This is a genomic window from Virgibacillus sp. DJP39, assembly GCF_049310925.1.
GTDB lineage: Bacteria > Bacillota > Bacilli > Bacillales > Amphibacillaceae > Virgibacillus_F.
Genome location: NZ_JBMERP010000011.1, coordinates 12,720 through 38,333, shown reverse-complemented (window position 1 = coordinate 38,333; position 25,614 = coordinate 12,720). Strand labels below are relative to the sequence as shown.

Annotated in this window: 26 protein-coding genes; 4 read left to right on the top strand and 22 right to left on the bottom strand. The window is 38.6% G+C overall.

What is annotated here, in order from left to right:
• Nucleotides 1-19: 19 nt before the first annotated feature.
• The 10 genes from ACOI1D_RS06050 to ACOI1D_RS06005 form a co-directional block, all read right to left on the bottom strand.
• The gene (locus ACOI1D_RS06050) at nucleotides 20-1,132 is read right to left on the bottom strand and encodes a DegT/DnrJ/EryC1/StrS family aminotransferase (protein ID WP_422500079.1); all 1,113 of its coding nucleotides are present in this window, start codon (nucleotides 1,130-1,132) and stop codon (nucleotides 20-22) included.
• A gap of 348 nt (nucleotides 1,133-1,480) precedes the next feature.
• The gene (locus ACOI1D_RS06045; RefSeq protein ID WP_422500036.1) at nucleotides 1,481-1,858 is read right to left on the bottom strand and encodes a prepilin-type N-terminal cleavage/methylation domain-containing protein; all 378 of its coding nucleotides are present in this window, start codon (nucleotides 1,856-1,858) and stop codon (nucleotides 1,481-1,483) included.
• 441 nt (nucleotides 1,859-2,299) lie between these two features.
• A complete protein-coding gene (galU, locus tag ACOI1D_RS06040) occupies nucleotides 2,300-3,181 on the bottom strand; it encodes a UTP--glucose-1-phosphate uridylyltransferase GalU (protein ID WP_422500035.1) in 882 nt (293 codons plus the stop codon).
• Nucleotides 3,182-3,329: 148 nt separating this feature from the next.
• Nucleotides 3,330-5,156: a polysaccharide biosynthesis protein gene (locus tag ACOI1D_RS06035; RefSeq protein WP_422500034.1), complete on the bottom strand. Its 1,827-nt coding sequence runs from the start codon at nucleotides 5,154-5,156 to the stop codon at nucleotides 3,330-3,332.
• 290 nt (nucleotides 5,157-5,446) lie between these two features.
• The gene (locus ACOI1D_RS06030) at nucleotides 5,447-6,145 is read right to left on the bottom strand and encodes a helix-turn-helix transcriptional regulator (protein WP_422500032.1); all 699 of its coding nucleotides are present in this window, start codon (nucleotides 6,143-6,145) and stop codon (nucleotides 5,447-5,449) included.
• A 137-nt stretch (nucleotides 6,146-6,282) separates the two neighbouring features.
• Nucleotides 6,283-6,954 carry a response regulator gene (locus ACOI1D_RS06025; protein WP_422500030.1) on the bottom strand — a complete coding sequence of 224 codons (672 nt, stop codon included), beginning with the start codon at nucleotides 6,952-6,954 and terminating at the stop codon, nucleotides 6,283-6,285.
• Nucleotides 6,955-7,573: 619 nt separating this feature from the next.
• Complete coding sequence (locus tag ACOI1D_RS06020; RefSeq protein WP_422500029.1) at nucleotides 7,574-8,338, bottom strand: tyrosine-protein phosphatase; 765 nt, start codon at nucleotides 8,336-8,338, stop codon at nucleotides 7,574-7,576.
• A gap of 149 nt (nucleotides 8,339-8,487) precedes the next feature.
• A complete protein-coding gene (locus ACOI1D_RS06015; protein ID WP_422500027.1) occupies nucleotides 8,488-9,258 on the bottom strand; it encodes a tyrosine-protein phosphatase in 771 nt (256 codons plus the stop codon).
• Nucleotides 9,259-9,560: 302 nt separating this feature from the next.
• On the bottom strand, nucleotides 9,561-10,259 hold the full coding sequence (locus tag ACOI1D_RS06010; RefSeq protein WP_422500026.1) for a CpsD/CapB family tyrosine-protein kinase: 699 nt from the start codon (nucleotides 10,257-10,259) through the stop codon (nucleotides 9,561-9,563).
• Nucleotides 10,234-10,995: a YveK family protein gene (locus ACOI1D_RS06005; protein ID WP_422500025.1), complete on the bottom strand. Its 762-nt coding sequence runs from the start codon at nucleotides 10,993-10,995 to the stop codon at nucleotides 10,234-10,236. The genes ACOI1D_RS06010 and ACOI1D_RS06005 overlap by 26 nt, the downstream gene beginning before the upstream one ends.
• Before the next feature lie 360 nt (nucleotides 10,996-11,355).
• On the opposite strand from ACOI1D_RS06005, the gene ACOI1D_RS06000 reads away from it, so the two are divergent.
• Nucleotides 11,356-12,462: a LysM peptidoglycan-binding domain-containing protein gene (locus tag ACOI1D_RS06000; RefSeq protein WP_422500024.1), complete on the top strand. Its 1,107-nt coding sequence runs from the start codon at nucleotides 11,356-11,358 to the stop codon at nucleotides 12,460-12,462.
• A 535-nt stretch (nucleotides 12,463-12,997) separates the two neighbouring features.
• Complete coding sequence (locus ACOI1D_RS05995) at nucleotides 12,998-14,008, top strand: LysM peptidoglycan-binding domain-containing protein (protein ID WP_422500023.1); 1,011 nt, start codon at nucleotides 12,998-13,000, stop codon at nucleotides 14,006-14,008.
• 226 nt (nucleotides 14,009-14,234) lie between these two features.
• Here ACOI1D_RS05995 and ACOI1D_RS05990 read toward each other — a convergent pair whose 3' ends face one another.
• The 8 genes from ACOI1D_RS05990 to ACOI1D_RS05955 all read right to left on the bottom strand — a co-directional run bounded on the left by ACOI1D_RS05990 (nucleotide 14,235) and on the right by ACOI1D_RS05955 (nucleotide 22,609).
• On the bottom strand, nucleotides 14,235-15,206 hold the full coding sequence (locus ACOI1D_RS05990) for a nuclease-related domain-containing protein (RefSeq protein WP_422500021.1): 972 nt from the start codon (nucleotides 15,204-15,206) through the stop codon (nucleotides 14,235-14,237).
• Between the two features lie 106 nt (nucleotides 15,207-15,312).
• Complete coding sequence (locus ACOI1D_RS05985) at nucleotides 15,313-15,852, bottom strand: GNAT family N-acetyltransferase (protein ID WP_422500077.1); 540 nt, start codon at nucleotides 15,850-15,852, stop codon at nucleotides 15,313-15,315.
• Between the two features lie 838 nt (nucleotides 15,853-16,690).
• On the bottom strand, nucleotides 16,691-16,798 hold the full coding sequence (locus ACOI1D_RS05980) for a putative holin-like toxin (RefSeq protein WP_422500019.1): 108 nt from the start codon (nucleotides 16,796-16,798) through the stop codon (nucleotides 16,691-16,693).
• 818 nt (nucleotides 16,799-17,616) lie between these two features.
• Nucleotides 17,617-17,823, bottom strand: a complete 207-nt coding sequence (locus tag ACOI1D_RS05975) for a hypothetical protein (protein ID WP_422500017.1) — start codon at nucleotides 17,821-17,823, stop codon at nucleotides 17,617-17,619.
• Nucleotides 17,824-18,318: 495 nt separating this feature from the next.
• The gene (locus ACOI1D_RS05970; protein ID WP_422500016.1) at nucleotides 18,319-18,984 is read right to left on the bottom strand and encodes an alpha/beta fold hydrolase; all 666 of its coding nucleotides are present in this window, start codon (nucleotides 18,982-18,984) and stop codon (nucleotides 18,319-18,321) included.
• Nucleotides 18,985-19,079: 95 nt separating this feature from the next.
• A complete protein-coding gene (locus tag ACOI1D_RS05965) occupies nucleotides 19,080-20,537 on the bottom strand; it encodes an amidase (RefSeq protein ID WP_422500014.1) in 1,458 nt (485 codons plus the stop codon).
• Between the two features lie 150 nt (nucleotides 20,538-20,687).
• Nucleotides 20,688-21,701: a serine hydrolase domain-containing protein gene (locus ACOI1D_RS05960; protein WP_422500012.1), complete on the bottom strand. Its 1,014-nt coding sequence runs from the start codon at nucleotides 21,699-21,701 to the stop codon at nucleotides 20,688-20,690.
• A 209-nt stretch (nucleotides 21,702-21,910) separates the two neighbouring features.
• On the bottom strand, nucleotides 21,911-22,609 hold the full coding sequence (locus tag ACOI1D_RS05955) for a DUF3888 domain-containing protein (protein WP_422500011.1): 699 nt from the start codon (nucleotides 22,607-22,609) through the stop codon (nucleotides 21,911-21,913).
• A gap of 416 nt (nucleotides 22,610-23,025) precedes the next feature.
• Between ACOI1D_RS05955 and ACOI1D_RS05950 the strand changes: the two genes are divergently transcribed.
• Both ACOI1D_RS05950 and ACOI1D_RS05945 read left to right on the top strand, forming a co-directional pair.
• Nucleotides 23,026-23,310 carry a hypothetical protein gene (locus ACOI1D_RS05950; RefSeq protein ID WP_422500009.1) on the top strand — a complete coding sequence of 95 codons (285 nt, stop codon included), beginning with the start codon at nucleotides 23,026-23,028 and terminating at the stop codon, nucleotides 23,308-23,310.
• 48 nt (nucleotides 23,311-23,358) lie between these two features.
• Nucleotides 23,359-23,661 carry a hypothetical protein gene (locus tag ACOI1D_RS05945; RefSeq protein ID WP_422500008.1) on the top strand — a complete coding sequence of 101 codons (303 nt, stop codon included), beginning with the start codon at nucleotides 23,359-23,361 and terminating at the stop codon, nucleotides 23,659-23,661.
• A 318-nt stretch (nucleotides 23,662-23,979) separates the two neighbouring features.
• Here ACOI1D_RS05945 and ACOI1D_RS05940 read toward each other — a convergent pair whose 3' ends face one another.
• From ACOI1D_RS05940 to ACOI1D_RS05925, 4 genes are all read right to left on the bottom strand, one after another.
• Nucleotides 23,980-24,117 carry a YvrJ family protein gene (locus tag ACOI1D_RS05940; protein WP_422500007.1) on the bottom strand — a complete coding sequence of 46 codons (138 nt, stop codon included), beginning with the start codon at nucleotides 24,115-24,117 and terminating at the stop codon, nucleotides 23,980-23,982.
• A 154-nt stretch (nucleotides 24,118-24,271) separates the two neighbouring features.
• Nucleotides 24,272-24,490, bottom strand: a complete 219-nt coding sequence (locus ACOI1D_RS05935; RefSeq protein WP_422500006.1) for a DUF2922 domain-containing protein — start codon at nucleotides 24,488-24,490, stop codon at nucleotides 24,272-24,274.
• Nucleotides 24,491-24,522: 32 nt separating this feature from the next.
• Nucleotides 24,523-24,759, bottom strand: coding sequence for a DUF1659 domain-containing protein (locus tag ACOI1D_RS05930; protein ID WP_422500005.1), 237 nt, complete (start codon nucleotides 24,757-24,759; stop codon nucleotides 24,523-24,525).
• A gap of 214 nt (nucleotides 24,760-24,973) precedes the next feature.
• Nucleotides 24,974-25,258, bottom strand: coding sequence for a hypothetical protein (locus tag ACOI1D_RS05925; RefSeq protein ID WP_422500004.1), 285 nt, complete (start codon nucleotides 25,256-25,258; stop codon nucleotides 24,974-24,976).
• Nucleotides 25,259-25,614: the final 356 nt, after the last annotated feature.

Sequence of the window (25,614 nt, the reverse complement as noted above, 5' to 3'; positions counted from 1 at the left end):
TATTTAACTCGGTCTGCATTTATCTCCACAACCCTTTAATAATCTCTACAACTCTCTCCAAATCCTCATCCGTCATCTTCGTATCAGACGGCAAACATACACCATTCTCAAACAACTTCTCCGACACGTCCGTTCCAACAAAATCATACTCCTCAAAGTAAGGCTGCATATGCATCGGCTTCCAAACTGGTCTGGATTCAATATTTTCTTTCTCAAGAGTTTCAAAAATATCAATCGGTTTAACAAAGCTATTTAAAGTCATTGAGCTTAACCAATAATTCGGCTCATCCCAATCATTGACAGGCATGAACTCAACACCTTCAAGCCCACCAAGTTCCTTTTTGTAAAACTCAAAAATAAACTTCTTCTTCTCAACTCTTTGTTCTAACACCTTAAGCTGTCCTCTACCAATACCAGCAACAACATTACTCATACGATAATTAAACCCTAATTCGCTATGCTGATAATGCCTGGCTGAATCCCTAGACTGTGTTGCCCAAAACCTCGCCTTAGCAACTCTTTCTTCATTATTGGAAACTAGCATTCCACCACCTGATGTGGTGATTATTTTGTTCCCATTAAAAGAGAAGATACCATAATCTCCAAAGCTTCCCGTGTGTTGTCCTTTATAGTAAGCACCTAAAGATTCAGCTGCGTCTTCTATAACCGTTACATTATGTTTCTTACAAATATCCATAATCTTATCCATATCCGCTGATAGACCATAAAGGTGAACAACAATTACTGCCTTTACATCAGGATATTTCTTAAAAGCTTCTTCTAAGGCTTTAGGACACATGTTCCAAGTTTCATAATCACTATCTATAAAAACAGGATTAGCATTTTGATAGATTATCGGGTTGGCTGTAGCAGAAAAAGTTAGTGTCGGACAGAAAACAACATCTCCTTCATCAACTCCCGCTGCCCTTAATGCTAAGTGGAGGGCACCAGTACCAGAAGAAAGTGCCGCAGCAGCCTTAGAACCAACTTTAGCCGCTAGTTCTTTTTCAAATTCATTCACGTTTTCACCGAGAGGAGCAATCCAATTCGTATTAAAAGCTTCCTTTACATATTCCATTTCAAAACCCTCATCACTCATGTGCGGTGATGAGAGGAATATTCTTTCACTCACTTTTGTCGACTCCATCTTTAAAACTTCCTTCCTCTGTTAAGTCAATTCTTTAGGTGGTTAGGACTTAATTGGATATTAAATCTTATCCAACCAACTACTAACCCTCTAAATATCATCTATAAAGCATACGCACCTCGTAATATCTATTCAATCTACTAACCAAATACGAAATAGATATTCTTGCATTTATTACCCTGAACCGAGTTTCTTCCTACTATATATACCATTCAATCAATCTATAATTCTCACTAAAAACGTCTCAAATCCTTATTCTGCAAGGTTTCTAGCGTTCAATCTAACCACGATAGTCAGTTCCACCTCATCATTCAACCGCCAACAACAACCCTCTCACAAAAACGGGACTCCACCAACATCTTCCTCAACCTCACCATGTGAATGAATACTACAATGAACATCCCCATCAACATAAGAGATCCTACCATCTTCAGGACAAATCGTTTCATCAAACTCTCTTGCAAAACTGGTAAACAATACATCCGTATGTTCCAAGCTCTCCAAATCTAAATGCATTTCATAAAACCTCTCTAACTCTACAACATTAGCATTACATACTTCTCTATTAGCCTTAGCTATACTAGATGCTACAGTCGGTACAGCTATTAACAGAATAATACCTAAAATAGCTAACACAGCAAGCAGTTCAATCAAGGTAAAACCTTTTTGGTCAAAACGATTTTTAAATTTCCTATTCAAAGACTTTTTCATTATTAGACTCACCTTCCAGAAAACAGAATGTTTTATTTCAACAACATACTTAAAACCACAACTGTAAACTGCCTGGGTGCTTTACTAAAAAACTCCAAACTCTGCTCAACTTCTAACCACATACATATCTCACTAATCATAAAAACAAAAATTCACAGGGCATTTAACCCCACCTCACACCACACCACTGACGACAAGCGTCTAAGGTTCAACTTAGTTAAACCCACAGCACAACCGAGTACATCCATTGATAAAGGTCAGGATACATCACCACATTAGAAAAATATTTCACTTTTAACTAACAATTTGGGTAGAAAAAGAAAATGTAAGTATCTGTTCATCGTCGTATAGAGCCGCAAGGCTCCATAAAGAGCACTCACTTACCAAACACAAAACACTCTCACCCCAACCAAGTGCCGAAAGGCACCAGCCAACCAACACCTAAACTCTCAACTTACCTTCCTCAGCCTTTTGCAAAATATAGTCAAAAAGCTCATCTTTAATCTCATCATTATCCAACGCCATATCAATCGTAGTCTTCACAAACCCTAGCTTCTCACCAACATCATACCGCTTGCCTTCAAAATCATAAGCATACACATTTTGTAACTCGTTTAACTGTTGAATCGCATCAGTCAACTGGATCTCTCCACCTGCGCCTACTTCTTGCTTATCTAAAAACGAAAATATTTCAGGCGTAAAAATATACCGCCCCATAATAGCTAAGTTAGAAGGCGCTGTTCCTTGTTTAGGTTTTTCAACAAAGTTTTGTACTTGGTAGCGGCGACCTTCATTCGAACTTGGATCAACTATTCCATAACGATGTGTTTCCTCATCAGGAACCTTTTGTACACCGACAATCGAACATTGAGCATCTTCAAACTGCTCAATTAACTGTCTCAAACACGGCTTTTCCGCCTTAACAATATCATCACCCAAAAGTACGGCAAATGGCTCATTGCCAATAAACTTTCTGGCACACCACACGGCATGACCGAGTCCTTTGGGCTCTTTTTGTCGTATGTAATGAATATCCACATTTGACGGATGGTTTATTTTATTTAACAGATCAAACTTTTCTTTTTTTAACAGATTATCTTCTAATTCGAAGTTATGGTCAAAATGATCTTCAATCGCACGTTTCCCTTTACCAGTTACAATAATAATATCTTCAATACCTGATTCAATCGCTTCTTCAACGATATATTGAATCGTAGGTTTATCGACAATCGGCAGCATTTCTTTCGGCATTGCTTTAGTAGCCGGTAGGAATCTAGTACCTAACCCAGCTGCTGGTATAATTGCTTTTTTTATAGTTTTCATATGAATACACTCCTTTGTAGATATGTACGGTACGTACATCTAGTGGGAAGCCCACGTTCCGGATGACAGACACTTGATTTTTTCCATAACTAGAGACTACGTCAAGTGCCGCCAGGCACCTTAAGAAGACAAAGCCAAGGAAGCTCAACTAACTACCGTTCACCGCCAACATCGTCTTCTCCATATAAACAATCTTCATCAACTCATCTTTAAGCTCTACTAAAGAGTACGCTTCAAACCTACCAATCAAGTAAAGAAGCAATTCTGGGTCAACCTCAACAGTTCGTCCAACATAAATCTTTTCATAAACTTCCCCAGGCAGCACTTCACCCTCGCCAAGCAATTCCTCAAACATCTTTTCACCAGGTCTAATTCCTGTAGACTTAATCGGAATTTCGTCCTCGGTATAACCTGACAGTTTAATTAGATTCTTAGCCAAGTCAACAATCTTAACTGGCTCACCCATATCAAGCACAAAGATTTCGCCACCTTTGGCAAGTGTACCGGCTTGGATCACTAATCGTGATGCTTCTGGAATCGTCATGAAGTAGCGCGTCATTGCCGGGTCGGTAATTGTAATCGGACCGCCGTTTTTGATTTGTTTTTTAAACAACGGAATAACACTGCCACGACTTCCTAATACATTACCAAATCGTACAGCAACAAAGTTTGTCTTACTGCGTGGGTTTAAGTCCTGGATAACCATCTCAGCTACTCGTTTTGTAGCACCCATGACATTTGTTGGATTAACTGCTTTATCAGATGAGACAAGTACAAATGTATGTACACCATATGTATCAGCTGCTTCTGCAACATTTTTCGTACCAACGATATTGTTCTTAACCGCTTCGTGTGGATTATACTCCATCAACGGCACATGTTTATGCGCTGCAGCGTGATAGATAATAGTAGGTTTATGTTTTTCAATAACCTCAAACATCCGCTTGCGGTCCTGTACATCACCAATAACCGGAAAAATCTCAACATTTACTGCACCATATTTTTCACGCAGTTCCATATCAATCGTATAAATACTGAATTCACCATGCCCAACTAGTACAATTTTCGATGGTGTAAACCGCATTAACTGGCGACATAATTCTGATCCAATTGATCCTCCCGCACCGGTTACTAGCACTGTCTGGTTAGTCACGTAATCAGATATCCTATCAATATCAAGCTCTACAGGCTCTCGTCCAAGTAAATCTTCTACTTCGACACTTTTCAGATTGCTGACAGACACTTTACCAGTCATTAAGTCTTCAAGTTTAGGAATCATCTGCACTTTCGCCGATGTTTTATTACATTCTGCGACAAGCTTGTTTAAAGCACCGTTTTGTAAGGATGGAATCGCAATAACGATATGCTCGATACTATGATTTTTAACTACTGTTTCGATATCCTTCGCCCCGCCAAGAACAGGCAAATTATATAATTGCATTTTCTGCTTGTGATGATCATCATCGATAAATGCTATTGGCAAAAGTTCTGAGTTGTTTTCATTCTTCAATTGCCTTGCGATCATTGCACCGGCTGATCCAGCACCAATAATCAATGTCCGCTTTTTGTTATCACCGTTGTTCATATACAAATCACGGAATACACGCCAAACGAAACGCGACCCACCGATCAGAATGATATGTAACATCCAGGTAACAAGTAACGCTCGTTTAAAGATTGCGAAGTCATTTACTAAATATTGAACAATTCCAGCTGCTATAATAGAAAAAGTAATTGCTTTTACAATAGCCATTAACTCTCCAACACTAGCATATGACCACACTTTATTATATAAATGGTATAATATTGCAAATAAATGATGAAATACTAGTAATGCTAGTGAACTGATTACCAAGGTAAGCATTGCCATGTCTGGAATATTTGGGTAAACAATCCATGAAGCAATAAATATAGCTGTACTTACTATGATAGAATCCATGATAACTAATAAGGACAATCTGGTGTGGTACGTCACGGTGTCAACTCCTTTCTTACATAGTCAAATAAAACACTAGGGAATGACTACCAATCCGATGACTAACCAATCATTCTCTAGTGTTCTAGTTCATTTATATATTGTATATTTATTTTCTCATATCTTGTCGAAAAATGTAACACTTAATACCCTTTTTCTAACATTTACCTACAATTTAACTTATATTATACACATTTAGTTTATACGTGGTCACGTTAAAATCATATTACAAACCGTAATTTAACTGACACAATAGGCAGAAATCATTCCGCTTCAAGCCAATTACACAGCTACTTAAGAGCTTGACTTATTCTAGCATTTACCCAGTTCTTGCCAGCATATGATTTGCTACTTTCTGCTAATGGGAATATTCCTCTGAATAAATCAATTGCATTCTTTCTGTTCTTGTTGCCAATCCTACTATATATATTGCTAATATGGACGTTTATCGTGCCTTTACCTAGGTTAAGCTTTTCCGCGATTTGTCTATTTTTTAAATCAAACCGAATAAAAAATGCAACTTCTGCTTCTCGATCGCTTAAATGAATACCAGCTTGTTCAAGTTTAATAGAAAACCGTTTAATTGCATTCATCTTTAACTTTTCCACTTCGACATGAAATTCGGCTTTTTGTTTAAGCATGCCACTATTGTTGTTCTGCTTAGTTGTGTAACTGATTGAATCGATTAATGTTTCGCTTGATTTTGACAGCACTTGATCAACGCCAGCCTCAAACAAGGTAAAATAAATGGAATTCAGATAATCGTTTGTAACAATAATTATACTAACTCCAGGAAAAGTTTTATGAAAGTATACTATTCTTTCCAAAATTTCTTCAACACCAAAAGAATCAATGTCCAATAAAAGAAGGTTCGAATCATGGCCATCACGGAAGGATTGTTCGGTAATAATCATATCTTCCTGGTAATTAATGACTGGGATAATAGATTGGATGAAAGTCGACTTGTTATAACAAAAAATTTTAATCATAACTATTATTACGCCTTCCCATAGAGTCAAGTGCACGTTATTCCTCATACAATTAACGACAAATTTTTAAAAACATCTATGTCATGTTTGAAGTGACTTATGCTATTAAATGTCATATTATAATGATTACTGCTGATTCAGGAATGCTCATCACTGCTTGTTAACCCGCGAAAATAATCAATCACCTTTGATCTGCTTCGGATATTCATTTTGTTGTATAATTCACTGATATAATTCTTTACCGTTCCTTCACTTAAAAACAAATGCTGGGCAATTATTTTATTGGATTTCCCTTCCATCATTAAATTAGCTATGTCCAGTTCCCGTTCAGATAAATAAATACAGCGATTATCAAGCTTCCTGCCCAACACTTGTTTCTGACTGAATTGTGAATCTCTTATCTTTCTCGCTAGAATTCTGGCAACTTCACCTGAGAGAACCATTTCACCGTTATAGGCATCCCTGATTAACTGGATAAGTTTCTTTGCGTTTAAGTCTTTAAATAAGAACCCATCTGCCCCTGCATTTAAACCAGAAACAATCAGATCTTCATCAGAAAAAGAAGTGATAAAGATTACTTTGATAGCAGGAAACTTTTCTTTCAAATAGATTGTTCCCTTAATCCCATCAATATTACGCATATGGATATCCATCAGAACTATATCTGGTTGCTTTTCTTCGATTAATCGTAGGGACTCTTCTCCTGTATCAGCCATACCAATGACACTCATATCTTCTTCCTGGTCTATTAAACCTTTAATTCCTTCGCGCAGCAGCCGCTGACCCTCCACCAAGATTACTTCTATCATAGCGTATACCCTCCCCTTCTTCATCCTGATTAACCTGTCATTTATTAGATAATTTATAACATGTAAAGAAACAGCAAGTACTTTAGTTTACCCGAGAACAGCCTGACTATTTCCTGTTTCGAGAAGGAAAGTGACTTGCATTCTGAGAAGCTAGAGTACTTGCGTAAGCACCATCTATTTTTTATTAAAGGTTCTTTTCGTTTTGTTGCTGTTTAATTCTAGTAGTTGTAGTTACAAACCGCGACGTAACTGCTATACTGATTTCCGCTACGGGCAGTCGCTTTCCGCGGGCACGGCTTCAGCCTCCTCAGAAGCAAAGTGCGCTTCTTCCGGGGTCTTCAGACTCGCGCTGTTCCCGCAGGAGTCGACTGCCCTACGCTTCAATCAATCAGTATAAAGTTGTTTTATCACGAAGCTTGTTTGTTTCGTACGACGCTAGCGAAGGAAATACACGAAGACTCCTGCGGGAGGAAAGGCATAGGTGAGACCCCACAGTGCGTAGCACGAGGAGGCTCACCAGCCTCCCGCGGAAAGCGAAGTGTATTTCCGTAGCGGTAAATAGCGTCGTAGCTAATAGATTTTTACGTTATAAACAACAATCTATTAGAAAACTGCCTTATTAAAAGATACCGAGGAACTTCTTTTTCTTGATCATTGATGGCTCATCTCGGTTTACCATTCTACCTTCGACTAGCAACTGCGTATTCTCCATAAACATGTAACGAGCTTCTACTCCGTGCTCATTTTTTAATTCCATGTAAGCATCCTGCATTAAGAAACCACGAGTCGTCGTGTTATGTGCATCAGATGCAATAAAATGAGTTAGGTTCGCCTCAACAAGCTCATGGGAAAATTTCTGGATATTTTTACCGAAATGTCCAGTCAAGCTTCCAGCGGTGATCTGTGTCAATGCGCCTTTATGAACAAACTCATATAGCCTCGATGGATGCTCAACTATTTCTCGATTACGTTCAGGGTGCACAATGACTGGTGTATAACCTGCAACCTGAATGTCAAAAAGCATTTGTTTTGCATAACGCGGAACATGTCCAGAGGGGAATTCCACAAACACATAGTTCGTGTGATTTAGAGGCAGAATTACTTCCGTTTCAAGCTCATCAATCATCTCACCATTCATTCGTACTTCTTGCCCTGGCAGAATTGTTAAGGGAATCTGTTTTGATTGCAGTAGACTATTCAGCACATTTACATGTGTAAGAATTTCCTGTTTTTTATTTTCATACTTCCCGTTCATGTGATGCGGCGTCGCTATAATCGTATGGATACCTTGTTCAACAGCAGCATATGCCATTGCAATACTATCCGATTCAGTTTGTGCTCCATCATCAATTCCAGGTAGTATATGACAATGAATATCAATCATGTTTTCACTTCCTAATTAGTAAGTCAATCTGTCTTATCTTTTGACAAATTATATCAGACTTGTGACCAGAAATATACTAGAAACATAGAAAGGACACAGAAAAGGGAGCTAATTTATGAAGAATTAGCTCCCCCGTCAGTATATATGCATTAACCAAATATCCGAAATCCTTTTTTTGTCTTGATCCGTTCTGGCTGGCCTTGTGCTATGGTAAGATTATCAATCACACATTGGCCATTTTCAATGAATTGATGGAGTGTAGCGTTCCCATATTCACTTCTGACAATATCAGATGCTTCCTTCATAAAAAATGACCTTTTATTCCAGGCCTGCGCTTCAGATGCGATAAAGTGAACTAGATTTGCTTCTATCATTTGATGTACAAATTTCTGAACCTTTTTCCCTGTCTTACCTACTAAACTTGCAGCAGTGATTTGTATGAGCGCACCATTCTTCACCATGCGATAGAGTTTATCAGGGTTATCGAATAGTTCCTGATTTCGCTCCGGATGAGCAATGATTGGTTTGTATCCAGCAATCTGCATATCAAACTGCAGCTGTGTCAGATAACTTGGTACATGCCCCTTTGGTAAATCAATTAAAATATATTCCGATGTTTTGTTTAAGGGAAGTACCTCTCCAGATTGGATTCCATCCAGAATCTCTCCATACACTCTCGTTACCTGCCCTGGTAAAATCGTTAGCGGAACTCCCTCTTGAATAAGTTTGCTATTTAAATAGTCAACTGCAGCTAAAATGTTATCTGCCGAGGTAGCATCGTCACCATTCTCATGATGTGGAGTCGCAATTATCTGCGTGATTCCCTGCTGAGCTGCGATTTCAGCCATTTTATACGTTTCCGTTAAGCTTTTTGAACCATCACCCATCCCAGGTAGAATGTGGCAATTAATATCAATCATAGTGATAGTCACCTCTTTTATTTTTGAATCTATTCTAATATATAGGTATGCGACAAATATCGTTTGCATGTATAGTTGTTTATGTCTAGGTATATTAATCTACAAAATGTAGTATAACAGTTTTTTTAATGTTAAAAAGTCACTAATAAGTCACTTTTGATGGTTAAAAGTCATTAATTTGCGAAATTGATTAAACTTTTCCAACTATTATGTCGAATGAGAAATCGAATCGTGGAGAATACTAGTATAAATGGAAAAAAACTCCCTGCCAGACTGACAGGGAGTTGGTATTTTTATTAAGTTTAGGATCCGTAATAGTAATAATAATTAGATGACTTTTTTTCACGATCGTTTAATATTGTTCCAAGCAATTTAGCTTTCGCTGGCTTTAAAATTTCAATCGCCTTTTGTGCCGCTTCCATTTCTGTCTGATTACTTCTAACTACTAAGATCGTTCCGTCACAAATATTCGCGATAATCTGTGCATCTGTAACCGCCAGAACTGGTGGTGTATCAAACAAAATAATGTCGTAAAGCTTACTCGCTTCGTCAACTATTCTTTCCATCTTTTTTGACCCTAGTAATTCAGAAGGGTTTGGAGGTATCGGTCCACAGGATATCAAATCCAGATTTTCTACCTCACTCGGAACTATTACGTTTTCAAGCGTAGAGTCGCCAACCAGTATGTTACTTAGCCCTGATAGATTATCTAAGCGAAACGTATAATGAAGTGTTGGTTTACGCATATCTGTGTCAATCAGCAATACTCTTTTCCCTTGCTGGGCATACACAACTGCCAGGTTAGCAGTTGTCATGGACTTACCTTCTCCAGGTCCTGATGATGTGACAAGGATTTTCTGCAAATCATTGTCTACTGAGGAAAATTGCAGGTTCGTTCTGATTGTACGATATTGTTCAGATATAGGTGATCGAGGATTTAGATTTGTTATTAAATGCCTCGCTTTATTATTTCTATTAGACTGTTTTTTTCGTCTGCTCATTTAATCCACCTCGCTTTATCCTATTTGCCTGAGGCGTTCTATTATCACGGACATCCTCATCATTAATATGCGTAACGACTCCTAAAACAGGAATGTTCAATTTATTTTCAATGTCATCTTCAGTTGTAACCGTGTTATCTAAGTATTCAAGTAAGAACGCAAGACCTACACCAACCATCAAGCCGAGAACAATTGCAATCGCAATATTTAGTAATGGATTAGGACTAACCTGGGCTGGATTTTCTGTAAGCTCAGCTGCTGCCAGAATACTAACATTATCCACGTTCATAATATCCGGAATTTCTTCCTGGAATGTTTCAACTGTAGTATTTGCTATCTCCACCGCTCGCTCAGGATCAACGTCTGTCGCTGTAACTGTAACAACCTGAGAACTCTCTTCACTTGCTACTTGTATCTTAGACTTAAGTGCTTCCCATGAATATGGTAGATTCAACTCCTGTACAACATCTTCCAAGATTCGCGGACTTTTGATAATTACATTATACGTATTGATAAGTTCAAGATTTGTCCGGATATCACTAGAATTAAACTGGACTGATGGGTCTGGTTTGTCCTGTGTAACAATAAACTGTGAACTAGATTGATAGGTCGGCGTCAAAAAGAAATAGCTAACGACAGCTGCTATTAATGCAGCTCCTACTGTTAATGAAATGATTAGTAATAACCGCTTTTTAATTACCTCAAAAATCTCTTTGAGGGATATAGTCTCTTCCATTCAGTGTAACCTCCATTTAAATCCTTTTAATACGGATGATGTTATAAGTTTTATATAATTCCATGTTACTATCTTATTCTATAAATTCTATTACTATATAGAAGATTACCTTTTTCTTTATCGATAATATAAACGAAATTATAACATATTTTGACGTAATAGAATGCTCATTTGTGAATTTTTTTTTGAGAGATTTAAGTAATGATTCCATTTTTTTCATATCAGCTTAATCCTGTCTGACATTTTGCAATTGTCGCCATTATATTACAATTAGATTACAATGCTTATTGATATGGAAAAATCTGCTATACTAATAGAAGATTAATAGAGCGTAACTATTAGATGAAAGGGGCAATTATATTGGCGAATAAAAGGATCATTATGTCCGTCACAGCAGGCGCATTTATCGCTTCAACCTTTGCAGCAACAGAAGCAGATGCAGCAACTTACAAGGTCAAAAGCGGAGACTCATTATGGGCTATTGCGAATCAGTTTAATACGAGTGTTGCTGCGTTAAAATCTATCAACGGCCTTTCTGGTAATGTTATTTTTCCAAATCAACAACTTGAGACGAGTGAGGGTAGTGGGAGTGAACGTGTACATAAGGAAAAGACTCCTGTTAAAGTTGAACAACCTGCTACTGCATCTACTTATATCGTGAAACGCGGAGATTCATTAAGTGCAATCGCAGCAAGGCACAAGATTTCGTTATCTGAATTGATGAACTGGAACGGATTGGACACGTATTTGATTCATCCAGGTAAACAGCTTCTTGTTTCTAAGGGTGGTAAAGTGACAGTTCCGAAGTCAGGAGAAGATTCGACCAAGGCAGAAAAAGTACAACCAGTAAATGATCGTGATTCGAAACAGAATGATTCAAAGAAGAAGACCGATAACGACGAGCAAGTTGCGGCAGTTTCCGTTTACACTGTTCGTTCCGGTGACACATTATCTGGAATTTCCCACCGTTACAATGTGACAGTAGCAGCCCTTAAAAAGTGGAATAGCCTAACATCGGACTTAATCTTAATCGGCCAAAAACTCAACATTGGGGAGAAGTCACCAGTTACCGGAAACGTGGAAACACCAAGTGCAGACGTTGACTACAACGCCGAGAAACTAATTAATGTAGCTAACAGTCTAACAGGGATAGGCTATCAATGGGGCGGAACCACACCAGCAGGATTTGACTGCAGCGGATTTATCTATTACGCATACAAGGCAGCCGGCATGGACCTGTCACGCCTATCAAGCGCAGGGCACTTCGACCGCTCATACTATGTGAACACACCACAAATTGGAGATCTAGTATTTTTCGAGAACACATACAAAAGCGGCATTTCACACATGGGAATCTACCTTGGTAATGGCAAGTTTATTCACGCAGGATCAGGCGGTGTCGAGATTGACAATGTGAATGGAGTATATTGGGGCAAGCATTTTGATAGTTATAAGCGATTTTACTAGAGTTGTGAGGTGTTTCCTGCTGTGTGCAGGGAGTGCCTTTTTTGTTTGTTGGAGGGGACGATCAACTTGGTTACCTTTTTGCTCAAGTTTTGACCCGTTTCGATCAACTTCCCTGCGGTTACGCTCAACTCTTCTTTTTCTATCTGGCTTTTATTTAATAGTATCTTTTATATACAACCAGAATTAATGAGATCAGGTTGGTACAAATCTACTCTCCTACTCCCGCTCAAGTTTGTGGGGTTGACGATCAACTTTTTGCTGGGGTGGATCAACTTTGTTGAGCTGCCGCTCAACTTGGTAACCTTTTCGCTCAAGTTTTCCCCCGTTTTGATCAACTATCCCACGTTTTCGCTCAACTCTTCTTTTTCTATCTGGCTTTTATTTAATAGTGAACAGGTAGACTTTATTTCATCTAGTTAACAAAGTGCACTGTGAAGTTACAATCATTTTACAACCCTTTATTACACAGTCTATTTTTTGATACGGTGGAAATACTTTGGTAGAAAGAATCTTCATGCGAGGGGAGCTATATACTTTGGCAAATAAGAAACTAATTATGTCAGTAACAGCAAGCGCTGTCATTGCATCCACCTTTGCTGCAACAAAAGCAGAGGCAGCATCCTATACGGTGAAGGATGGTGACACATTATGGGGAATTGCGCAGCAGTATGATACTAGTGTTGCACAGTTGAAATCTATTAATTCGTTATCTAGTAACATAATCTATCCATCGCAAATGATAGAGACAGAAAAAGAGAGTACAAGTAATTCTAATAGTGTTACAAGTGACGATCAATATACGGTACAGAGCGGAGATTCATTAAGCGGTATCGCTGATAAACACAATATATTACTATCAAACTTAATGGAATGGAACAATCTTGATACTTACTTAATTCATCCTGGCCGTGTACTTGTAGTATCCCAAGGCAGTAGTGATAGCACTCTAGCAAGCACCCAAGAAACAACCACTGATGCAGAACGTGATTACTATTACACAGTGCAAGCCGGTGATACTTTATACGAAATTGCAGCACAGAAAAATGTCTCCGTTTCAGCCTTGAAAGAATGGAATGGATTAACCTCTAGTCTGATCTTAGTTGGGCAGAAACTAAAAACGGGAGAACAAGCACCTGTGGCCGAGGAAGTAGAAACGCCACCAAAAGCAACAAATGTAAACTATAATGTAGATCAACTCATAAATGTAGCAAAAGATATGTTAGGAGTTAACTACGCATGGGGCGGAACAACACCAGCTGGATTTGACTGCAGTGGATTTATCTACTATGCATATAAACAAGCTGGCATGGACATCGCGCGTACATCCAGCGCAGGCTACTTTGACCAATCACACTATGTAGAGGATTCACAAGTCGGTGACCTAGTATTCTTCGAGGACACGTACAAGAGCGGAATCTCACACATGGGAATCTACATCGGTAATGGTCAGTTTATCCATGCAGGCTCAGACGGCGTAGAAATAGACGACGTGAACGGCATCTACTATTGGGGTAAACACTTTAATGGGTATAAGCGGTTTTACTAATTAGAAAAGGGGGTTTTTTGCTGACGCAAAAAACCCCCTTTTTATTTTAGCAGAGTGGCGAAGGCGCTCAAACTGCTGTGTATTAGGTAACTCTGATCGGTTGGGGGATGCTCACGATCGGTTGCGTGATAATGTCGATCGGATGGGATAACATTATGATCGGTTGGACGTTGACTTCGATCGGTTAAGTGATGACTTCGATCGGATATTTCACTAGTAGGATCGGTTAAGATGAAATTTGGATCGGTTGTCTTGTTCGTTGGGGTTTCCAACTTTTGTTTTGTTCATCATATGTTAGATCTGAGCTTTTTAATAACCTTGTGACGATATGACGGGAGTTGACTTGTAAGTATTTCATACATTCGGAGTTTGTGATCCATGGCTTAACGAGGATAAAGTAATCTGAGAGAGCTGTTAGATACGCTTTTTTATCTTTTTCTCCACACGCGGTGCAATGCCAGCTTTTTTGTTTGCGCTCCATTCCTATTAACCCACACCTGGGACACTGAACGCCATTCATTATTTCTCCAGGTTGAATTCCATATTTCTTTTGATAATCGAAATTAAATGTTCCTTCTTCTGCTATAAGCAATGTTCCTATCTTTTGGTGAAGATACGCATGCCGCTTCCCTTCCAGTGCATGCTCCATTTTCATTATTTGCTGTGGCATATACTCCCCATGCATAACTGATTCAGATATATCTCTTTCAGCTGGTTTTACTCGAATTATTGTACTTGGTTCACTTATTGCAACGATTGGATGGATGGGAATATCAACAATATTGTGTTCGGAGAGCCATTCTGTTAATAGATGCCTATTTGTTGTAGCTTGAATCATGGGGTTGCGGAAGCCTGATACATGTCCATTATGTTCACGGGTTAATTGGTTAACTATAAGGTCAAAAGTCACCGTTCCTACAAAGTTTTTGATCTCAACTACGTAAATACAGTGCGGGCTAATAATTAGCGTATCGATTTGAAATGATGAACTTTTGTTGTGGAGAAACAAATCATGAAGTATAGTGAAGTTGTTTTGTGGGAGTGTTGCAGTGAAGCGATCAACAGTTTTCTCACCTTTAAATCCTTTATTACTTTTGGCTAACTCCGCCTGTAACTTGTTTTGCCCTGGTGGCAACCTGCGGATAAGTGCTTCTAATACATGGATTTCTATCGGGGGTTTTCGTTTTTTGATTATCATATCATTCTCCCTTTCTATTAAATCATTAAAATTATACCACATAAGTCGGAGAATCAAGTAGTATGGATGTATTGTTTCCACACTACTTGTTAGTTCGCTACGATAGTTAATTATCAGGATTTATAATCGCCAGCATTTGGTGGTCTTCCCAATTCCCGTTTATATTTACATTGCTTCTAGCGATGCCTTCCTTATGAAACCCCGACTTTTCCAGCACTTTAATTGACCCAGAATTACGTGGCATTGCTCCAGCCTCAATCCGATGAAGCTTTAAACTGGTAAAGGCATAGTCAACAATTAATCTAATTGCTTCTGTCATATATCCATTTCCATTGTGCTTTTTATCCAGTGAATAACCAACCATACCACACTCAGCAGGTCCTCTTTCTATTCTAAACAAACCAATTTCCCCTATTAACTCACTGCTCTCACTCAAAAATATTCCAAAGTGATAACCCTTGTCTTCTTCCTGTGCTACCTTTTTTTCTTGCAGTCTCTCCAATTGCGTTTCCATCGTATAGAAATCATTTTCTCTGGTAATAGTGTACTGCTCAAAAAAGTCCCGATTCCTAACTTCCATGTCCAGTAAAGCTTCAGCATGACTGCTATCAAGTGGTTTTAAGTATATTTGGTTCCCTTTTAGTATCATTGTTTCCCCTGCCTTTCTCATGTGTATGTTTTATTTTACCATGAAAAAGGACTCCGCTTTTGTGTGAGTGAAGCCTTTTTGTAGATAACATCTAATTAGCTGCCATTCCAGTATCTCTTAATACGTACCAATTGACAGTATAAATAATTATAATATACTTATAATTAGGTAATCGAGTAGCTTTAACTACTCGGGAACTAGCAACTACAACCGTATTAAGAACGGTTGGTCAACGATCTAGTTGTACTGCTTTAGAAGTAATCGCGACCATGGGTGAGGGGCGGTTACTTCTTTTTGTTTAGGTAAACGACAATAGAAGGGATTCAGGAAATTAGAAAGGTGGCCAACCGCCCACAATACCTATGTAGTTGCTTATTTCACCATAGCTTTTGATAGATTAGTAGCCAAAAAGGAATGTATGTTCGATTATTTTTTACTTATTTCAGTCTACAAGATTTTTCGATTGATATTTGTTTTGACTCTGATGGCGCGCGCACGACTTTTATAAGATATCGCTCAAGTTCGACGCATTGAAGCTTAACTTTAAGCTATTACCGCTCAACTTTTCTTTTTCCAACTAGCATTTTGTTCAACTTTCTTTTAACCTTTATCCAACAACTGCTGAGATACCACTACAAAGAAGACAAAACTCTGGTAAAACACTTAATACGTACCAATTGACAGTATAAATAATTAGAATTATAATATACTTATAATTAGGTAACCGAGTAGCTTTAACTACTCGGGAACCAGCAACTACAAACTGCATTAAGAGCAGTTGGCCACACAAATGTATGTTTAGCTGAAAGAAGTAATCGACCATGTAGGGGGGCGGTTACTTCTTTTTGTTCAGGTAAACGACAATAGTAACAATTAAAGTTAGAGTAGCTATTTGGACTAAACCAAATTGTACTATTAAACTTAATGCTTCGAATGTCGTCATCCTACCACCTCCCTTCCTAAGGGATTCAGGAAATTAGAAAGGTGGCCAACCGCCCACAATACCTATGTAGTTGCTTATTTTATTTTACCATAACTTTTGATAGATTAGTAGCGAAAAAGGAATGTATGTTCGATTAATTTTCACTTATTTCAGCCTACAATATTTTTGAATGATATTTGGATTGACTCTGGTGGCGCACGCACGACTTTTATAAGATATCGCTCAAGTTTTCAGTAATGTGGATCAACTTCTCCAAGATTACGTTCAACTCTTCTTTTTTCAACTAGCATTTTGTTCAACTTTCTTTTAACCTTTATCCAACAACTGCTGTGATACCACTACAAAGAAGACAAAACTCTGGTAAAACACTTAATACGTACCAATTGACAGTATAAATAATTAGAAATATAATATACTTATAATTAGGTAACTGAGTAACTTTAACTAATCGGGCACACGCAACTACCAACCGTATTAAGAACGGTTGGTCAACGATCTAGTTGTACTGTATATAGAAGTAATCGCGACCATGTGCAGGGGCGGATACTTCTTTTTGTTCAGGTAAACGACAATAGTAACAATTAAAGTAAGAGTAGCTATTTGGACTAAGCCAAATTGTACTTGAATGATCCATGTTTTGACTCTAATGGCGCACGCACGGCTTTCATAAGATATCGCTCAAATTCTGCTCACTGACACTTAACCTTATGCTATTAGTTGCATTGAATCAACTTCCTTTTTCATTGCTTTCACCCTTTATTTAGAATATAACAAACTTAACAAGTATGTTATATTCTTGAGAACTCAAATTTGAATTTTCAGGCATGATCTACACCTTCTGTTCTAAGTGGGTCTTCTAAATAACCCATACGGTCTAGAAACTTTATTAACTCTTCAGCTGCATCTTTTTTAGTGTAATCCTCGATGTTCTGTAAACCATATACAACACGTAAAACTCCAACTAATGTTTCTGCTTTTGTTAGCATTTCGTCGATGTTCAATTCATTAACCTTTGGTGCCTTCATATTCTAATCTCCTTTCACTTATTACCTTTGTAGTAATTATATTACTACTAAAGTACGCTCAACTTGATGAAGTTCTCGCTCAAGTTTTCAGTAATGTGGATCAACTTCTCCAAGATTACGTTCAACTCTTCTTTTTCCAACTAGCATTTTGTTCAACTTTGTATAATTAATAAGAATATAATATACTTATAATTAGGTTCCCAAGTAGCTTTAACTACTCGGGAACCAGCAACTATCTCCATTATGAGCAGTTGGTCACACAAATATATGTTTAACTGAAAGAAGTAATCGACCATGGATGGGGGCGGTTACTTCTTTTTGTTGATATTTTATTCTTCTTAGCTTATGTATGACCAATGGATTGACCCTGATGTCGCTCGACTTTAGGCGAAGTTGCTCAACTTTGGCGCATTGACGATCAACTTCCTGTTAGTTTGTTGCTCGACTTTTGCAGATTGCCGCTCAACTTTTATTCGATGCGGCTCAACTTCCTGCCTATCCCTGCAACTCACCAAAAAACGAGTCCAGTGTCTGATTAAACTTATCCGTCTCTTCTAGAAACAATAAATGACTACTATTCTCAAAGGCTACCAACTTTGACCCTGGTATCCTTTTTTGTATATACTCGCCCGCTTCGATTGGGAAGAATCCCACTGTTTCGAAACAAATTAACGTTGGTACATCTACAATTGATACTGTCTCACGATAATCAACTGCTGTCTGGTTAAACACTATGGTGCTCTCAATGGACGCTGGTAGCTTATTCATTTCTGCTAGGATCCAGTCGTACTCTTTTGGATCTGGCTTTTCTTTAAACATCCCATAAATGAATTCACTATTAAACCCACTTTGATCTTCTTGGATTGCCTGCATAACGCCTTTAATTGCCTCAAAATCGAATGCCCCGTAGTCCCAACCGGGCCAGATGTAGTCTGACGGTGATTGGTCCACTACAGTTAACGCTTTAACATTATCCGTTCCAAACTGATTTATATAATCCCAGAGCACAAATGCTCCCATAGACCATCCCACAAGAATGACATCTTTTAAATTCAGTTTCTCAATAAATTGTTTCAAGTCTCTAGCATATTGGGCAACTGTATGACCATATTCAACCTTGGTTGATTGACCATGGCCACGAAGGTCTTTTTGTATCCGCATTAATCTCTACATATGGTTAGTATCTCTCCCTTGTTTATATACTCTTCATGCTATGACTCGATTTGATGAATATTACTACAATCCGCACACAAACCCTACCCCCGCAGCCAACTCTCCGTCCGCTCCAGCGCTCCGGCCAGCTGATACAGGAGGTCTTCTCTGCCCCTGGCGGCCATGAATTGTACCCCGAGTGGCAGGCCTTCTTCTGTTTTATGGATTGGAATTGACATTGCTGGTTGTCCGGTTAGGTTCGCTAGTTGTGTGAACGGTGTTCGTTTGAGGTTGTTTATAATGATTTCATCTATTAATCCGGACTTTTTGACGAGTGTTCCCATTTGTAATCTGCCAATTACATTCAGAAGAATTTTTTCTGTTAGTTTGGTATCGAGCTCTCCAATTTTTGCTGGTGGGTAGGCTGTTGTCGGTGTGAGATAGAAGTCATATTTAGTATGGAAGTCTTCCATTGCATAGGCGGCGATATCCCACTCTCTCATGGCGAGCACCCATTCTTCTGCACTTGTTGCTTTTCCGAGTAATCCAAGCAGCCATGTGGTGGACTCCACGTCGCGGTATTTTACTTTTTCTGATGCAAGGGTTGCAGCAACTTCTCCGAAATACATAGTCATGTAACTGCTTGCGATTTTGTCTCCATCGACTGGTGGATCCTGTTCTTCTACAATATGTCCCATACTTTTTAGTAAATCGACTGTTTTTATTACTGCCAGCTTGCATTCTGGATCCACATCGGTTCCTATTGGAGAGCGGAGTGAGTATGCGATCCTGCGTTTTGGTTCCAGAGGCTTTGTTACACAATCTAGATAGTTTGCATCAAAAGGAGGTGCATGAAAAGCTGCACCAGGTTCATATCCCTTCGTCAGATCCAGCATCATGGCACTATCCCGTACGGATCTGGTCAAAACATGGTCGGCTGATGCGCCCTGCCACTGTCTTCCCAATTTACTGCCGACCGGAGCTCGTCCCCTGGAAGGCTTCAGGCCAAAGAGCCCGCAGTATGCTGCAGGTATGCGAATGGATCCTCCGCCATCATTTGCCCCGGCAATCGGCACCATTCCTGATGCAACCGCCGCGGCCGAACCTCCACTTGAACCTCCTGGGGTGTACGCATTATTCCACGGATTCCTGGTAGCCCCATATTGCTTCGGCTCGGTAATCGCCATTAACGCAAGTTCCGGAACATTCGTCTGCCCAATAAAAACGGCACCTGTAGATCGGAACCTTTTCACAAGTTCAGAATCTACCTCTGCTTTATAGTTTATAAAGGCTTTGGAACCTGATGTAATTGGCTCGTTCTTGATTTCCTGTGTTATGTTTTTCAGAAGCATAGGGACCCCGGTAAAAGCACCGTTTGTATTCTTTTTCACCTGGTCCATTGCCTGATCATACATCTTATGTATAACAGCATTTAAATTTGGATTTAACTCTTCCGTTTTGGATATTGCCGCCTCAAGAATTTCAGTTGGCGTTACCTCTTTATTCCTTACTAACTCGGCCAGACCCATACCGTCGTATGCTTCATAGTTAAAATTGGACATGCCCTCACTCCATCCTGAATTCAATCGTAGCAAAACTATTAATATAATTATACAAACTATTCTATCATTTGTATATGACTTTTGCAGAATGAGAGGAGAGAGAGGGGAATTTGAGGTAGTTACGAGGTTTGATTGGGGTCGTTGATTCTATCACACAAAGCGATCATGAATCATTGTGTGCAACGTTTTCCGTATCTCATTTAATCGATGATTTCTTCCATAGTGTACGATGTTAGTCAGAAAGACCGTTGCCAAGTTATGTTCAGGATCGACCCATAAACTTGTTCCTGTGAAGCCGGTATGGCCGAATGAGCCCTTTGACCAGTTTTCGCCACATGACAATGGTTTGCCTGATTTTTGCCAAACCTCAAAGCCCAGTCCCCTTGATTGGTGAGTGTCCTCCCGGGCCAGGTTCATTGATTTTTTTGTTAGTACCGTTTGCGTTTCCGGGTACAACCAATAATTAGCATACGCTACTATGTCTAAAGCATCGGAAAATAATCCTGCACTCCCACTAACCCCTCCAAGCTGGTGAGCTTTTTCATCATGGACTTTACCTTGGATATAGTTGCCTTGAAACAGTTCAGTCGAAGCTATAGTTTCCAACAATTGCTTTCCCGGTAAAAATGTTGTGTTATTCATTTTCCACGGTTCAAATAAATACTTTTCACTAAATTTATGTAAGTCATGGCCTGAGATTTCTTCCACTATTTTCCCTAACAGGATCATGCCTAAATCGCTGTACGTCGTTTGTTGTCCGGGAACAGAGATCAATTCAGTTTCCATGATTTCATCGAGCACATCTCTTGAATCTGTTCGGATTTTGTAGGATAAACCGGCAGGAAGCCCGGAGTTATGCTGGAGCAAATGCCGGATTGTAACATCCGATTTTTTGAATTTTGGTAGATGCTTTTGAACGCTGTCATCGATTGATAATTGATTTGCCTGTTGCAGATATAGGATTGCGGGTAGCGTTGCCAGAACTTTTGTTAGTGACGCAACATCAAACATTGTATCTTTTCTTACACAGGATGTCGTATTATTTCTGTCTTTGTATGAACCATAGGATTGCAAGGTTTCTAGTTTGCCGTCCTTTGTAATTGCTAAAACAGAACCAGGAATCTCATTAGCATCAACTAGATTTTGAAGATATGTTTGAATCATGTATTCGCCCTCCTATGATACTTTTATATTCTCCACTAAAGACTAATGTTTACATAAGCGTATAACTGCTACGCTGCTAGTTTCACTCTTTCCTACAAGCACTTGACGCAGAGAGGTGTTAACTAATTAACAGTTTATCATTAGTGGGTATTGTTGTGGAACTTCTACGTGTTAAGTCCGATTGGTGGGCGTTATCCCATAAGACTAAATCACCGCAATTCTAACTTAATCGACTCTTCTTTCGAAATATCTCTGTGTTTAAAATCAATCATCTCGATTTGGCTGCCTCTAATTTTAAATGTAATTGTTTCTTCCCCATACGGTGGGTTGTGGGCACCTTCAAATGTTTGAACTTGAACAGTTATATAAAACACATAGTCCTGTTCATCTTCTTCAATTTTGATCACTTTCTCAAATCCCCGGTACCAAAGTTTAGGCTCTCCATAATGCTTCTTAACAGCTGTACTTATCGGTTGAAGCCAGCGCTCTATCAATACTTCTTTGAGGAGGTTTTTTTGTACAGGTATTCTATCAATTTTCTTTCTTTTAACATCAACAACTTCCCATAGCTCACTTGACTCTTTTGTAACTATATAAAGTACATTCGTACCATCTCTTTTCCAAAGATGAACATAACCCTTATCATCTTTGATATACAGACGTGGTTGACCAATCCACTCTTGTTCCTCCTGGATAATCCGGAAATACAACTGTGCAAGTGGCGTTATTTCAAAACCTAATTGATTAAACGTACCAAAAGAATGAAACTCAAATCCCGTCAAATCAATATCAAAGCCCTTATCAATCTCACTTTCCTGCTTTTCCGCAGCCTGCGCTATATGTGGAGAAAAAAACTTATAAAGCTTATAAAAATGAGAGCAGGTAACTTTATTTTCATCATAGATCACCTCAACCCTTATGATACGACAAAAGAAATGATTTTATTTTATATGATATTTTTACATTGAATTTTTTGTCGATATTCCCCGGGAAATATTTTAAACTTTGATTTGTTATTTATAGTGTTTTTTTGTGTAGGTGCTCAATTAATCAAATCCCGCTCAACTTCCTATTTCAAACGATCAACTTTGCTAGACTTACGCTCATCCCCCCCTCATGTAGGCTCAACTTTAGTGGTTTGACGCTTAACTTTCCCGACATTGGGGTACGCACTCTTGTCTGTAACCAACCGGATTTTCATACAATAGGTTCTTATTATAACTAGATGATATTTGAGCAAAAATTCAACAAATTAAATTGTTATTTTATGGTAAACTAAAATAAATAAAACACTCAATTTTTTAAAAATGGGGGCAGGACAAAAATGAAAAAATATTCGTGGATTAGTTACTTATCGTTGGGAATTCCTTTAGTACTGATTTGCTCATTACTTGTTATGCCGAATTTATCTTTTAACCAACAACCATTGATTACAACTATTGTAGTTGCATTATATGTTGGTGCTCCGCTAACATTTGTTTTAAGCTTGATTGCATTGTTTAGAAAGAGCGAGAAAAACATGCTTGCCATAATTGGTCTTATACTAGCTGTTATTTTGCTTGCTGTTATAGGGATCCTTGCAATTTTCGTCACCGATTATACACCTTAAATAAAGGGCTTTATACAAATTAAAAGTAAAGGTAAAGGGGTTACTAGAATGAGAGTGTTGCTGGAGTTGTTGCGGATTATATTAATTTTTGCACTACTTGGTGGTCTTCTGGGTGTATGCCTAGAATATCTTTACGGGTCATTCGGTTTCGATGCTGAACCCTATGGTTGGACAGGATTTATAACAATCTTTCTATTGCTTTTCGTATTATATAGAAACAAACTACAGTTTAGTGCCTGGTATAAGGGGAAAGGCAAAAAGAAACTACCCTCCAAGATAACAAATACATTAATTTTATTTTCAATATTCTTGATTGTAATGTCTCCTGTGTTAAGTTATTTGTTTGATTGATAAACATTAACATCATATAGGTAGGTTTCTGATTTGGTCGCTCGACTTCTTTGCGGTGACGCTCAACTTTCCGGCTGGGTCGTTCAACTTCCTTGCGATGACGCTCAAGTTCCTGGCTGAGCCACTCGACTTTCTTGTTGGGTCGCTCAACTTTCATTCCTAATTTTACTTTGATGTTTAAAACCTGCTTTTCATTCAATAGTCTTTAAAAAAAGTGGTTGATAATACTTCGCAACCATTACCTTAATCTGTGTTCTTCCTCTAAGCACGAGACTCAACATATAGAAAAACTCCAGCCGAAGCTGAAGTCTCTGCTGGTCATCCACCCATTTTATCAGGTAACGTGAGGATTGATTCGATTAAATCATTTAGCTTTCCTTCTATGCGGTGAAGCAAGTAAAACGTCACCACAATTGGAAAGCCAACATCAGTAACGAATGACATCCAGGTTTCCATTTGAGTTCCTCCCTTCATATTAAAAAACTTTGCTTATCGCCATTCCTTATGGCTAAAGCCTTAGTTGCACTTATGCAGAAAGAAAGATTTAAACTTTCTTTACTGCAAATGAAAAGACCAGCGCCAGAGTTTACTCATGTCGCTGGTCCTTTAATTAAACTATTGCAATATCTAAAACATTACGTTCAACGATACGCGCACTTTTCTTAGCAACAAGGTTGCCACCAGATGAAGTGAATGCATTTTGGGTGATGATTTCATCCATTGCTGCTTGTACAGCAACTGCGTCCACTGGTTCAACTGGATTGTCCAGTGTGTACGTAACGAACTTTCCATCCTGATTTTCAAATTTCAATTCTAATTTCTTAGCCATCAAAAGACCTCCTTTCCATTAGTTAATTTGTGTTATACCACCTGAGTCTGAAGTAAAAGAGAGCTGTCATTTCGTTCAATTTTGAAAAGTGAACGCTGTTGCAATGGTGCAAGTGATACAGAAATTGCATACAACTGATCTGCAGTTGCTTCCGTTTTAACATTGCTGAAGCTCTTCGTTTTAAAAGACTGTGTTCCTGAGATTGGGTCAATCCCGTCGTCAAAAACTAGACGAAGTGTTGAATTCACCATATTTGCTGTAGCTGCCATGTGCCTCACCTCCTTTCACACATATAATCGAATGGGAGGTGAGAAAAGTGTCACAATGAATAAAAATAAAAACGCCACCAAATTTTGTTTGGTGACGATAATATATAGGAAAGGCTTGGTGGTGAAAAGGGGTGACTGGACTCGAGTGAAAAACGTCACCATGGGGGTTACCTGTAGCCGTGTAGTGGTTGTACCTATAAAGCCCAAATAGTAGTTATATTATATATCTAACAAGACTAAACACTATGGCTATGCTACTTAACCCCGTCCCGACAATCCATTTGATTAATTGCAAATGTTTTTGGTCAACTTTTTGTTCGAGTTCTGTTTGTGTTACGAATCCTTTTTCCGTCAGCAGTTGATCAATTATTGCTCTCACGTCATTGCTATCCAACTGAAATTCATCCTTTTTTGAATTCTTAATTGAGTTTTCCATATTCTCGATTTCGTCTAGTAGTTTTGTCTCTAATTCTCTGATTTTCTTTTCTAGCTCATCCATATTCAACTCCTCCTAACATACTTTTCTTATATTCTATTCTGTTAGGAAGGATTGCGGGAAGGCTTTAAGAGTCTACTTTCGTTCGTCTAGTTACCCCCAAGCTTATGTTGAGCTCCTTGATGGAGTGTCTGACTCAAGTGAGTTTGGATTTACTCTCTCTATTAATTAACAACTTTAAATGGAGAATTTATAATAATAACTAAATTGATGGTCTTGTAGACAGGGGTTGATTAATTTTCTTTTAATAGATATTACGTGGTAAGGCGCACACGACTGATCTATGCTCGATTCCGGGTTTTCGAGCACCAACTTGTCAAAACCGAGCATCAAATTGAGTTTTCGAGCACCACACATGT

Excerpts from the sequence above, each read along its gene's own strand:
- ACOI1D_RS06045 (WP_422500036.1), bottom strand. The coding sequence starts at position 1,858 with ATGAAAAAGTCTTTGAATAGGAAATTTAAAAATCGTTTTGACCAAAAA.
- galU (WP_422500035.1), bottom strand. The coding sequence starts at position 3,181 with ATGAAAACTATAAAAAAAGCAATTATACCAGCAGCTGGGTTAGGTACT.
- ACOI1D_RS06030 (WP_422500032.1), bottom strand. The coding sequence starts at position 6,145 with ATGATTAAAATTTTTTGTTATAACAAGTCGACTTTCATCCAATCTATT.
- ACOI1D_RS06025 (WP_422500030.1), bottom strand. The coding sequence starts at position 6,954 with ATGATAGAAGTAATCTTGGTGGAGGGTCAGCGGCTGCTGCGCGAAGGA.
- ACOI1D_RS06020 (WP_422500029.1), bottom strand. The coding sequence starts at position 8,338 with ATGATTGATATTCATTGTCATATACTACCTGGAATTGATGATGGAGCA.
- ACOI1D_RS06015 (WP_422500027.1), bottom strand. The coding sequence starts at position 9,258 with ATGATTGATATTAATTGCCACATTCTACCTGGGATGGGTGATGGTTCA.
- ACOI1D_RS06010 (WP_422500026.1), bottom strand. The coding sequence starts at position 10,259 with ATGAGCAGACGAAAAAAACAGTCTAATAGAAATAATAAAGCGAGGCAT.
- ACOI1D_RS06005 (WP_422500025.1), bottom strand. The coding sequence starts at position 10,995 with ATGGAAGAGACTATATCCCTCAAAGAGATTTTTGAGGTAATTAAAAAG.
- ACOI1D_RS05990 (WP_422500021.1), bottom strand. The coding sequence starts at position 15,206 with ATGATAATCAAAAAACGAAAACCCCCGATAGAAATCCATGTATTAGAA.
- ACOI1D_RS05980 (WP_422500019.1), bottom strand. The coding sequence starts at position 16,798 with ATGACGACATTCGAAGCATTAAGTTTAATAGTACAATTTGGTTTAGTC.
- ACOI1D_RS05975 (WP_422500017.1), bottom strand. The coding sequence starts at position 17,823 with ATGAAGGCACCAAAGGTTAATGAATTGAACATCGACGAAATGCTAACA.
- ACOI1D_RS05970 (WP_422500016.1), bottom strand. The coding sequence starts at position 18,984 with ATGCGGATACAAAAAGACCTTCGTGGCCATGGTCAATCAACCAAGGTT.
- ACOI1D_RS05965 (WP_422500014.1), bottom strand. The coding sequence starts at position 20,537 with ATGTCCAATTTTAACTATGAAGCATACGACGGTATGGGTCTGGCCGAG.
- ACOI1D_RS05960 (WP_422500012.1), bottom strand. The coding sequence starts at position 21,701 with ATGATTCAAACATATCTTCAAAATCTAGTTGATGCTAATGAGATTCCT.
- ACOI1D_RS05950 (WP_422500009.1), top strand. The coding sequence starts at position 23,026 with ATGAAAAAATATTCGTGGATTAGTTACTTATCGTTGGGAATTCCTTTA.
- ACOI1D_RS05945 (WP_422500008.1), top strand. The coding sequence starts at position 23,359 with ATGAGAGTGTTGCTGGAGTTGTTGCGGATTATATTAATTTTTGCACTA.
- ACOI1D_RS05940 (WP_422500007.1), bottom strand. The coding sequence starts at position 24,117 with ATGGAAACCTGGATGTCATTCGTTACTGATGTTGGCTTTCCAATTGTG.
- ACOI1D_RS05935 (WP_422500006.1), bottom strand. The coding sequence starts at position 24,490 with ATGGCTAAGAAATTAGAATTGAAATTTGAAAATCAGGATGGAAAGTTC.
- ACOI1D_RS05930 (WP_422500005.1), bottom strand. The coding sequence starts at position 24,759 with ATGGCAGCTACAGCAAATATGGTGAATTCAACACTTCGTCTAGTTTTT.
- ACOI1D_RS05925 (WP_422500004.1), bottom strand. The coding sequence starts at position 25,258 with ATGGATGAGCTAGAAAAGAAAATCAGAGAATTAGAGACAAAACTACTA.